This window comes from Caballeronia sp. BR00000012568055 (genome assembly GCF_029439455.1).
In the GTDB taxonomy this organism is placed as follows: domain Bacteria; phylum Pseudomonadota; class Gammaproteobacteria; order Burkholderiales; family Burkholderiaceae; genus Caballeronia.
Genome location: NZ_JAQFVG010000243.1, coordinates 51,280 through 62,614 on the forward strand (window position 1 = coordinate 51,280; position 11,335 = coordinate 62,614).

The 11,335-nt window shown below is 56.3% G+C and carries 8 protein-coding genes and 1 CRISPR repeat array; of the genes, 6 read left to right on the forward strand and 2 right to left on the reverse strand.

Going from position 1 to position 11,335, the window contains the following annotated elements:
• Positions 1-9: 9 nt before the first annotated feature.
• Positions 10-795: a hypothetical protein gene (locus tag P7F28_RS11935; RefSeq protein WP_277184764.1), complete on the reverse strand. Its 786-nt coding sequence runs from the start codon at positions 793-795 to the stop codon at positions 10-12.
• 408 nt (positions 796-1,203) lie between these two features.
• Here P7F28_RS11935 and P7F28_RS33850 point away from each other — a divergent pair, with 408 nt between their 5' ends.
• From P7F28_RS33850 to P7F28_RS11945, 3 genes are all read left to right on the forward strand, one after another.
• Positions 1,204-1,566, forward strand: coding sequence for a tetratricopeptide repeat protein (locus P7F28_RS33850; RefSeq protein ID WP_368860336.1), 363 nt, complete (start codon positions 1,204-1,206; stop codon positions 1,564-1,566).
• A 65-nt stretch (positions 1,567-1,631) separates the two neighbouring features.
• Positions 1,632-2,117: a hypothetical protein gene (locus tag P7F28_RS11940; RefSeq protein WP_277184693.1), complete on the forward strand. Its 486-nt coding sequence runs from the start codon at positions 1,632-1,634 to the stop codon at positions 2,115-2,117.
• A gap of 30 nt (positions 2,118-2,147) precedes the next feature.
• On the forward strand, positions 2,148-2,420 hold the full coding sequence (locus P7F28_RS11945; RefSeq protein ID WP_370467304.1) for a hypothetical protein: 273 nt from the start codon (positions 2,148-2,150) through the stop codon (positions 2,418-2,420).
• Positions 2,421-2,613: 193 nt separating this feature from the next.
• Here the strand turns inward: P7F28_RS11945 and P7F28_RS11950 are convergent, their stop codons facing one another.
• Entirely contained in the window at positions 2,614-3,096 is a 483-nt protein-coding gene (locus P7F28_RS11950; protein WP_277184694.1) for an NUDIX domain-containing protein, read from the reverse strand.
• 261 nt (positions 3,097-3,357) lie between these two features.
• Between P7F28_RS11950 and P7F28_RS11955 the strand changes: the two genes are divergently transcribed.
• The 3 genes from P7F28_RS11955 (at position 3,358) to cas3f (ending at position 11,086) form a co-directional block, all read left to right on the forward strand.
• Positions 3,358-3,645 (forward strand): DUF333 domain-containing protein, encoded by a 288-nt coding sequence (locus P7F28_RS11955; protein WP_277184695.1) that lies wholly within the window; start codon positions 3,358-3,360, stop codon positions 3,643-3,645.
• Between the two features lie 555 nt (positions 3,646-4,200).
• A CRISPR array of direct repeats spans positions 4,201-6,391; the repeat unit is 28 nt; unit sequence GTTCGCTGCCGCGTAGGCAGCTTAGAAA.
• A 157-nt stretch (positions 6,392-6,548) separates the two neighbouring features.
• Positions 6,549-7,541 (forward strand): type I-F CRISPR-associated endonuclease Cas1f, encoded by a 993-nt coding sequence (gene cas1f / locus P7F28_RS11960; protein WP_277184696.1) that lies wholly within the window; start codon positions 6,549-6,551, stop codon positions 7,539-7,541.
• Positions 7,538-11,086 (forward strand): type I-F CRISPR-associated helicase Cas3f, encoded by a 3,549-nt coding sequence (gene cas3f / locus P7F28_RS11965; protein ID WP_277184697.1) that lies wholly within the window; start codon positions 7,538-7,540, stop codon positions 11,084-11,086. Before cas1f ends, cas3f begins: the two co-directional genes overlap by 4 nt.
• Positions 11,087-11,335: the final 249 nt, after the last annotated feature.

Here is an 11,335-nt window from a genome sequence, read left to right on the forward strand (position 1 = left end):
CAGACAATTCTATTCACCGCCGACGGCAGTAGTGGGACTGGCCGCCAACGCCGCGCCGAAATCTCCGTGATACGTGTATAGACCTTGGTGCGACAGCTTCGATTGTGTATCGACGAAAACACGTCCGCCGATATCGCGCCAACGCCGGCAGAACGCATAATCTTCGGAGAGGTAACGGTTGGTCGATGGTTCGACCATCACATCGAAAAAGCGGTAGCAGAGATTGCGAATCGGCGAATCGAGGGGACCGTCTGGAACATATTGCAACTCAGGAAGGCGGGCAACCATCCTTTCGATGACGCTGCGGCGAATACACATGAAACCGGTGGGCGCTTCGCTTACTTCGACAAAACCGTCTTCGTCGATATCTGATGAGGCGCCATCGTGTACGTTCACCGGATAGCGCAAATAGCGCGCATTGAATGTCGTTTCCGTCAATCCAGCGGGCAATTCACTTGGCCAGTCAAAACGTTTGAGTGGATACGCACCAGCGATGACATCGCGATCAGCAAGCAACAAGCGGAAAACTTGATCAACGGAGAAACCGACGTCTGCGTCGATCCAGAACAGATGCGTGAGACTGGGATCAAGCAGGAACGTTGCGACGGCTTCATTTCGCGCGCGCGTAATCAGGCTTTCCCCCGAATTGATCTGGATCACGCCGTTCATGCCGGACTGCCATAAGCCGTTATTAAGTGCGAGCATGCTTTTAGCAAAATTCGCAGCCACATTGCCTCCGTAACATGGCGTTGCGAAAAGCGGTTTCATAGAGGTCAATGCAGAACGGTCCAACATGATGATGGTCTTCGGAAAGTGATGGGCGAGCATCTCTTGGTGCGTCCCAGGATGCTAGTGATGAGCTGACTCGTCTAGCTCATACGGCGATTGTCTGAGCGGGGTTAGCGAATTCCTATAAGAGCGGTCCTATTCGCGACACATCATCGGGGATAGCGTTCAGGAGCGAGCGAATGAGCACGTGTGGTTTGTTCAAACGCCATTTTCGATCAGGAATTACGTTGCGATATTCCGGTTTCAATGCGTATCGGTAATAAATAACCGCGGCATATTTAAAGTATTCCTATCTAAAGAAAGTGTGAAATTCCGACGTCGCTACCGCCGATATTCAGACGTAAGCTAAAGTTGCAACTTATTGGATCTTTACCAAGCCTTCCGTATCGCTCGCAATGATTAATTCTGATTGCAGTGCAAGTTCCGGCCGACGCGGCGATTCACGCGAATCTCGGTCTTTCGCTGCGCGATCTGGGGCGAACTCGCGAGTCGGAGGCGGCATTACGTCGCGCATTGGACATTGACCCTGGGTTAGCTGACGCGAGCTATGCGCTTGGCCTCTTGTTGGTGGACATCGGACGTCTGCCTGAAGCCGAGGCCGCATTCAATCGGGCGATAGAGATCGCTCCTAACTTGGCTCATGCGCACAACAACCTTGGCGCTGTTCTTCTCCAACTCGACCGGCCAGCAGATGCCGAGGCCGCATTCCGCCGCGCACTCGCGTGTCATCCGAACTGGCCCGAAGCACGCTGCAATCTTGGGGCTGGCGCAATATGAACAACAGAATCTGAAGGATGCCGAAACCGCCTTCAGGCAGGCGTTGACGGATCGATCGGAGTTTCTTGTGGCAAGCAACAATCTCCGACTTGTGCTTTATAAGCACAACCGCTGGTCAGCGGAGCGCGTCGCTCCGCACCGCCGATGGGCTGGAGCAACTGCAAGCAATCACCGAGGCGCGTGGTGGGACGCGCCTGGCGACCAATTACACAGGGAGGCTTGCGCAGTATCGCTTTCGATGCGCGCAAGGCCATGAATGGGAAACGGAAGGCGGCATCGTATTCGGCTGCTCCTGGTGCAGGCGATGCGCGTTCGATCCGTACCGCTCGACGCTGGAAGAAATGCAAGAAATTGGGCCGCTCACGCGGCGGGCGGTGCCCGAGCACCGAGTATCAAAACGCCACGTTCAAGCTGACCTGGGAGTGCGTCAGGGGCATGTCTGGGACGCGGTACCGGGTTCGGTCAACGGTGGAACGTGGTGCCCGGACTGCGCGGTTCTTGATCTGACGAAGACGCGCGCAACGCGCAAGAAGTACGATGTCGAAGTTTAAGGGATTGAAACGCGTGGAGGAGATGTGATCGTGAAGCGATTGTTCGGTTTGTGGAAGGTCGTCAGAAACGATGGACTCGTGCTATGGCGCGCGCTGCGCCAACCTGACCGACCGCGGTGGCTGATGCCCGTGACGGTGCTGCTCGCGTTGTATGCGCTCGAGCCGTTCAATGTTGCGATTCCGCTGATGGGGCTGGTAGACGATGGTGTCTTGGTGCCGCTGGTCTTGCACCTGATCGTGCAGTGCCTGCCCTTGCGGTTCCGTGAGACGCCGGTGAACGGCAGCGTAGCGCGAGCCGGTTGAGCCGGCGTCCGCCGCCCGTATGCCGCTCCGGGGACACTCGCAAAACGTCGGGGGCACGCAGGGCGCGCAGCCTCTGGAACTATCAAAGAGTTAGTGGCCCCTGTATGCCCGACGATCCCCGTGAGATGGGTTCGAATTCCACCCGGTCCACAAGCCTGGTCATAAAGCAGCGACAGGCGGCTAGCGCCCATCTCTAGCCCTTCCTGCTGAGATACGACGCGACAGGCCCGGTCAAAGGGATACTGCCCAACTCTTCCGGCAATACAACACGCGTCGCCGTGATCTCCCTGTTATCAAGGCGTAGCTCCGGCAAGCAATCAAGATGCAGTTCGAAGAAGTGCACTCGATCTTGCCGGCCGTCCCAGATGCCACTGACACTGCCGGCCGCGCGCAGTGAATGCGGCGTGAGTCCAATCTCCTCTTCCATTTCCCGACGTGCCGCTGCAATGGGCGTCTCGCCGGGTTGAAGACTGCCGCCAGCAAAGCTCCACTCTGCCCGATACGACGACTTCACAAGCAATAGCGCTTGTCCGACGTAGATGGCAACCAGCGCGCCTTCATGATGAGGCCGTCGAATGTGCCACCAGGCGCGAGCGAGCGGAAAGCCGAGGCGTAGCACCAGGCGCCAGATTGCATCGATTACCGGATTCGTTCGAGAGCGTTCGTGTTTTGGCATAGGCGTTGTGTCTTCTATTCATTCTGTAATGTTTGAGGAGGCGGGTGCATCGGCTATGACACATAACGTCGTCGTGTCCTGCCTATGATTCGATACGTTGAGTTATCGCCGGCATTTGAAAAATGATGAAAGGTCATGCAAGTATTAGGACGACTGGACGTGGCTCTCCTTTGCGCAAAGACAGCCATGTTATAAAGTCAGGCGATTCGGCAATCGCGATGCACGCTTTTTCCAAACTTTCATCTACAGATCACTTAACACATGCAACACTCGCGTCTATCTGCTGGAGCCAAAACGCTTTCTTCGGCGCTGATCGTTTTGCTTACGGCAATCTATTTGGCGTCCTGCACATCTTACGTTCAGCAAGCGAATTCGACACAACCAATCGGTCTCGCCAATCCCGCATCTGTCAACTGTGTCAAGCAGGGAGGGCAGTTGCAGATCGTCGATACCGCTGCCGGGCAAGTAGGCGTCTGCCATTTTGAGAATGGTAAACAATGCGAAGAATGGGCGCTTCTGCGCGGTGAATGCAAAGCTGATTCAAAGTGAGCGTTAAACCGCCGAATGCATTCGATGCGCGCGACGAAGCATAAACGTTGGCGGTGACGATTTACCCCGACATCGTTGCGGCCGAGCATAACGTGTGCAGCATATGGATCACGTGTCCCGACCAGTTATTAATGCGCAGATCAATGATTTTTTGTGGTTCGACGCGTGGTGCATTGATGTGTATCGCTTCGTTGGGACGTCGAGTGTCGGCAGGAGTTGGCTGCTTTTCAGTGGGCGATGGCGGGGCAGACAGTTGCTAGTGATTGTGGGGCGCGGTTTGTCATTTCGGCGATGCGTGTCGATGTGAACCAGCCGCATTGGTTATGAAGTGATGCCCGGTCTAACGTCGATGCGTTTCCGTATGCAGAGAACGCCAGTACCATTCATTCGCTCGTGGCGTCGCAATGCGAGTTGAAGCGGCGTAACCCTTTTTTTGACGTGTCCTGTGGCCGATATAAAAATCAATGACTTACGTGGGACAAGGAAATTTGGGTATCTTAGGCGATTGGAGGCTGTTTCTCTTTTTAATCAATAGGATATCGTTTTTTGACTCTAGTTCGCTGCCGCGTAGGCAGCTTAGAAATAAAACTCACATGACGATTGACGACTGCCCCGGTTCGCTGCCGCGTAGGCAGCTTAGAAAGCACCGCTTAAGCGAAACCGTCGAATTGTTTTGTTCGCTGCCGCGTAGGCAGCTTAGAAAGGGATGAACGTTATCGCGGACACCCTAGCTGTGTTCGCTGCCGCGTAGGCAGCTTAGAAAATGCTCGCCGCCGCATCGTTGCCGATGTTGTTGTTCGCTGCCGCGTAGGCAGCTTAGAAATTGCGCGGCCAAGACATCAACGCGTACACGACGTTCGCTGCCGCGTAGGCAGCTTAGAAACTGAATCTTCCGAAACAAGGCATGGACGCGATGTTCGCTGCCGCGTAGGCAGCTTAGAAAGGCACCGTCGAGTTCAGAATCGTCAGCCGTAAGTTCGCTGCCGCGTAGGCAGCTTAGAAATCCCTGAATCGTCACCTTTCGGCCCGTACGGTGTTCGCTGCCGCGTAGGCAGCTTAGAAAAACGACACACGATAAACGACAGGAGTAACAAAGTTCGCTGCCGCGTAGGCAGCTTAGAAATTCACAATATCCGCAGCCACAGCGGGAAAGTCGTTCGCTGCCGCGTAGGCAGCTTAGAAAACACGATGATGCAACGCGACGCAGGCATGCGCGTTCGCTGCCGCGTCGGCAGCTTAGAAATACATGCCCGGCGGCGTCGCGATCCTCACGATGTTCGCTGCCGCGTAGGCAGCTTAGAAACACTGTTGCGCCCATGTCTTTGATGATGCCGGGTTCGCTGCCGCGTAGGCAGCTTAGAAACTACCGAGGGCATGAACACATGAACAAGCAACGTTCGCTGCCGCGTAGGCAGCTTAGAAAAAGCGGCGAGCATCCCAATCAGCGCATTGAGTGTTCGCTGCCGCGTAGGCAGCTTAGAAACTGGTGCGCTTGTGCCTGTGGACCTCGGCGACGAGTTCGCTGCCGCGTAGGCAGCTTAGAAATTCGTCATCCCTTGCTCCCTCCAAAAATGGTGGTTCGCTGCCGCGTAGGCAGCTTAGAAACTTAACAAAGACGTGATTCGCCTGAACCCGGACGTTCGCTGCCGCGTAGGCAGCTTAGAAAACCGGGCGAGCCTTCGTCGTCACGGCGAATCCGTTCGCTGCCGCGTAGGCAGCTTAGAAACGAACGTGGGCGGTACACGAAGACGACGGCGAGTTCGCTGCCGCGTAGGCAGCTTAGAAAATGCAGAAGAGCGGGCAGACGATCACGATCAGGTTCGCTGCCGCGTAGGCAGCTTAGAAAACCTCGAATGGATGTCGATCGCCGACGTCAATGTTCGCTGCCGCGTAGGCAGCTTAGAAACGGTGGTTTCATGCGGAACGGTCTGTGCGTTCGTTCGCTGCCGCGTAGGCAGCTTAGAAAGCGCGGTGATCCGCGACGCAATGCGCAGCATCGTTCGCTGCCGCGTAGGCAGCTTAGAAACGACATCGCAGCGCGGATCGTCGCGAAGTGCTGTTCGCTGCCGCGTAGGCAGCTTAGAAAGATCAGAATCAGATCGACAGTCGAGAACGACGGTTCGCTGCCGCGTAGGCAGCTTAGAAAAAGGCGGCGCGCAGCTTGAAGCATCCGGCTTCGTTCGCTGCCGCGTAGGCAGCTTAGAAACTGAACACGTCGAGTACGGGAAGTTTTATGACGTTCGCTGCCGCGTAGGCAGCTTAGAAACGAACCCGGACAGCACGACGCGGCCCATCTACGTTCGCTGCCGCGTAGGCAGCTTAGAAATCACGAAAAAGAAGGCGACGACCGACGACGCGGTTCGCTGCCGCGTAGGCAGCTTAGAAATCAGGAATTTGCCATCCGTCGTCGAACAAGGCGTTCGCTGCCGCGTAGGCAGCTTAGAAAGCCATCAAAGCACAGAGTGGGGATGCATCGTGGTTCGCTGCCGCGTAGGCAGCTTAGAAAAGTATCGAATGTCATCTTCGGCGCGCTGCGTAGTTCGCTGCCGCGTAGGCAGCTTAGAAAGAATATATGCGCGCTTACGGGCGGCAGGTTGGGTTCGCTGCCGCGTAGGCAGCTTAGAAAACACGCGCCCGAATAAACCCGCCTTCACCGCCGTTCGCTGCCGCGTAGGCAGCTTAGAAACGGCGCTGCTCCTGCGTCTCGCACAAACATCCGTTCGCTTCCGCGTAAAGGCAGTCCAAAGCCCCCTACAGACACCAGCAAAATTCCGCCCTAAACCCTGTCGCAAGCTCCAAACACCTCGTCCCATTCCCCATTCCCCGATTTTCAGGATACAGCAAACCTCCCCGCATCCCACTCTGCTACGGTCCACCTCCTAAGCAAATGCAAGGAGACCAAATTGGACCCCATTCGCGCATCCGATCTAAAAACCATTCTGCACTCCAAACGTGCAAACCTTTACTATCTCGAACACTGCCGCGTACTCGTCAATGGCGGTCGCGTCGAATACGTAACCGATGCGGGTAAGAAAAGCCTCTACTGGAACATCCCCATCGCCAATACGACGAGCATTTTGCTCGGCACCGGCACATCCATCACGCAAGCGGCGATGCGTGAGCTTGCAAAGGCCGGCGTGCTGGTGGGCTTTTGCGGCGGCGGTGGCACGCCGCTCTACAGCGCAAACGAAATCGATGTCGAGATAGCCTGGCTATCACCACAAAGCGAATATCGGCCAACGGAGTATCTTCAGGCCTGGGTGCGCTTCTGGTTCAACGATGACTTACGCTCTCAAGCCGCCAGACATCTGCAAACAACTCGCTTGTCACGACTACAGCACGCCTGGACCGCACGCGCGTTACGCGAGTCAGGATTCACCGTCGATGCCGACCGCCTTCACGCGCTCGTTAAGCAGTTTGAAAAACAGATCGCCGCAGCGCCCGATTCGGCCGCACTGCTTATCATCGAAGCGCGACTCACGAAGGCCTTGTTCAAGCTCGCAGTGGACACCGTTGACTACGGCGACTTCACGCGAGCCAAACGCGGAAGCGGCACAGATGCCGCCAACCGCTTCTTGGACCACGGCAATTACCTGGCTTACGGACTCGGCGCAACCGCCACCTGGGTACTCGGCTTGCCACACGGCCTCGCGGTACTACACGGCAAAACGAGGCGCGGCGGACTGGTGTTCGATGCCGCCGATCTCGTCAAAGACGCAACCATTCTTCCGCAAGCGTTCCTTTCGGCGATGCGCGGTGACGACGAGCAGCAGTTTCGTCGCCAGTGCATTGAAGCACTCACACGCGATGAATCGCTGGACTTCATCATCGATACGCTCAAGTCCATCGCAACAGAAACCGGGAATCTTAATCACTCGCCGGATGCGCAAGCATGAACGTACTCTTCGTTTCCCAATGCAATAAACGCGCGCTGACCGAAACACGCCGCATACTGGATCAGTTTGCCGAGCGACGCGGCGAGCGCACGTGGCAAACGTCCATCACGCAAGCCGGACTCGATACCGTTCGCAAACTGCTGCGCCAAAGCGCTCGAAAAAACACCGCCGTAGCGTGCCATTGGATACGCGGCAGAGATCATAGCGAACTGATGTGGATCATAGGTGATGCGCGTCAGTTCAACACCGAAGGTGCAGTGCCGACCAACAGCACAACGAACGATATACTCCGCGCCGACGACGAGAGCACCTGGCATCATCTGCCGGCAATGTCGGCGCTGAGTGCGCTGGCGGCGTTGGTGCACGATCTGGGCAAGGCCACGCAGGCATTTCAGGATCGCTTGCGAAAACCGCGTATGGGGGAGCGGAATCACTACCGGCACGAATGGGTATCGGTGCGGCTTTTTCAGGCATTTGTTTGCATAACGAACGATGATAACGATTGGTTGAATCGGCTCGCAACCTGTGCCGATTCGCAGATCGACGCTAAAGCATTCGAAGCGCAGTGGCTGGATCATCATTCGGGCCGTCTGCTTCGCGATGGTCTCGATGAGCCGCAAGCCAGCACCAACTTTCCCTTCGCCACGTTGCCGCCGCTGGCGCAGGCGGTCGCGTGGTTGATCCTGACGCATCATCGGATGCCATGCTTGCCCGTCAGACAAGCCGATGGAAGCGAAGCGGCGGATATCGATCATGCGGGTGCAACATGGCGTCGCTTCGGTGCGAATGTGAACGCCATCAATCGAAGTGCCTTGCTCGACCTGATGGCGCGGATCAATGCAGACTGGAACGAGCCACGCGAGAAAGCGGACTTTGCCGTGGTGGTGAAGCATTGGCGATTCCCGCACGGATTGCCTGTCAGCACGTCAGCGTGGCGCAAACAGGCGGCGCGCTATGCGCGCAAGCTGCAGACGCTTCCGCATTCGCAGACGATGACTGCCGCAATGGATGATCCATTCATCATGCATATTTCCCGGCTTTGCGTGATGCTGGCCGATCATCACTATTCGAGCATCGAGGACGATGCGCGTCGCATGCCGCATCGAAACGCGGACTATCCGTTGTATGCCAACACGCGCCGCTTGCGAGGCATTGAGCCAACCACGAACGCGGCGCACGAGCCTGCATTCAATCAAACGCTCGATGAACATCTGCTCGGCGTGCAGGCGCACGCATCGCTGATTGCTCGTTCGTTGCCGACGCTGGTGCGCAGTCTTCCTGCATTGCAGAACCATCGCGGACTCAAGAAACGAAATACCGATGCCCGTTTTCATTGGCAAGACAAAGCGTCCGACCTCGCCGCCGGCATACGAACGCGCGCGGCTGAGCACGGCGCATTTATCGTCAACATGGCATCGACGGGATGCGGCAAGACTTTAGGCAACGCGCGAATCATGAAGGCACTCGCCGATCCGGTCCGCGGCATGCGATGCGCGTTTGCCATCGGCCTGCGCACGCTGACGCTGCAAACCGGACATAGCTTTCAACGCGATCTCGGATTGGACGAAAGCCAGTTGGCTATCAGGGTCGGAGGCGCGGACAGTCGCGCGTTGATCGATTGCAGGGAAGATCAGGCCGAAGCAAGTGGTTCCGCATCGACGCAAGGTTTGCTCGATGAGGGCGGTCAATTGATTTTCGAAGGCAATGACCAGCATCCGCTTCTGCAACGCATGACAGATGATTCGAAAGTTCGCTCGCTGGTTGCCGCGCCGCTGTTGGTCTGCACGGTCGATCATCTGACGCCCGCAACAGAAAGTCTTCGAGGCGGGCGACAGATTGCACTGATGTTAAGACTCCTTACCAGTGATCTCGTTTTAGACGAACCAGACGATTTCGATATGACCGATCTTCCGGCGTTGACGCGACTGGTCCACTGGTCCGGGCTGCTTGGCGCTCGGGTGTTGTTATCGTCAGCGACGTTGCCGCCTGCGCTCGTGCAGGGCTTGTTTCTCGCGTATCTGGATGGTCGGACGCACTATCAGCGCAATCGTGGCGAGCGGCCGGGGGAAATGCCGCGCGTCGCGTGTCTGTGGGTCGATGAGCTCGCGCAAACCCACGCCGATTGTGCCGATGGCGCGAGTTTCAGGCTGGCGCATGATGCATTCGTGCAAAAGCGTTGTGTTCAACTGAGCAAAGCGGAAGTGCGGCGGCGAGCGGAACTTGTGCCGCTGCCCGGCAGCACGTGGTCGGCAATGGAAAAGCGCGAACGACACGAAGCGTTCGCCGTGCTGGCGCTGCAACGTGCGTGGACCTTGCATCAGGACGAACAGAATCACATCGTCGATGCGCCAAGCGGCAAGCGCGTGAGTTTTGGATTGATTCGGATGGCTAACATAAAGCCGTTGTTTGATGTTGCGCGAGCGATGTATCGGCTTGGTGCGCCTGTGCCGGATGTGCGCGTGCATCTGTGCGTATATCACTCGCAGTTTCCGCTGCTTGCGCGCTCAGAGATCGAAAGGCAGCTCGATGGCGTGTTGAATCGTCGTCCGGATAAGCAGGGTGATGATCCCGCGTTACGCCATGCTTCCGTGCGCAAGTTGCTGGACGCGAGTCCGGAGCTCCATCATATGTTCGTCGTGTTGGCGTCACCCGTCTGTGAGGTAGGAAGGGATTGGGATGCGGATTGGGCAATCGCAGAACCCTCGTCGATTCGTTCGCTGATTCAGCTTGCAGGACGAGTAAGACGTCATCGGTCCGGAGCGGTAGTGCGCCCCAACATCCTTGTATTCGATACGAACCTGCGCCACTTCGAGCATAAAAGCAGCGCTGCTGCGGTGTTCTGCAAGCCGGGTTTCGAAATGTCTTTCGTCGATCCGAAGACGCACGATGTGACTGTGTCAAAGCAACAGGATTCGGGAATCCATTTTCATTTGAGGTCCCACCGGTTGAGTGATCTGCTCGATCTTCCTGAAGACAACCCAGCGTGGCCGATCGATGCTCAGCCGCGCATTCAACACGCCGACAAGCTGCAACCGAGCCAAAGTCTGATCGACCTTGAACACGGCCGAATGCGCGACGCGATGCTTCCACGCGAGCCTACCGGCAAGCTTTATACGCCCGTGGACCGCGATGCCACTCGACATTGGCATATCCGCGACGCGCGATATGCGCGGATTTGGCTCACTGGTGTATTGCCGCAATTGCAGCGCTTTCGATTGGATTCGCAGCGTCGGGAGGATGTTGTTCTTCTGCCGTCCGAGGATGAAGATGAGTTAGTTCTGCATCGCGTGATCGATGGACAGGGGCGTCAGCCGAAAACCTATACGAATATTAAAGACCTGCTCTCGCGCATTCCAGACCACGAAATGACAGGCGCGGGTGTCGGTCCGTGGTGTCATGCTGAGTTGTTGGATCTGTTGCGGCAAACGGCTGATGCGCAGGATCAAAGCATGTTTGCCATCGCTAAGAAAATCGCTTCCGTTAGCTTGCCTGAATCACGAGATGGTTGGTGGTTCCATTCATTGCTCGGTTTCAGCAAGCGATGATATTTAGCTGCCTTCGCGGCGAGAGAGGGAAAATGTTAAGCCTTCAGAGCTAACTTTTATGAGCTACCGATAAGGTAGAAAGTCATCCTAAGAATATCATGATGGCGAGTAAGCTTTTTAAGAAAATTGGCGATGCCTTAAAGCAACCTCGATGCGTATAGTGGAGTCGCGTAACTGCCGTAAAAACTTCAGAGTTAAATGGTTGATCTCTCGAAGTGAAAAGATAGAGATAGACCAATTCTTGAAAAG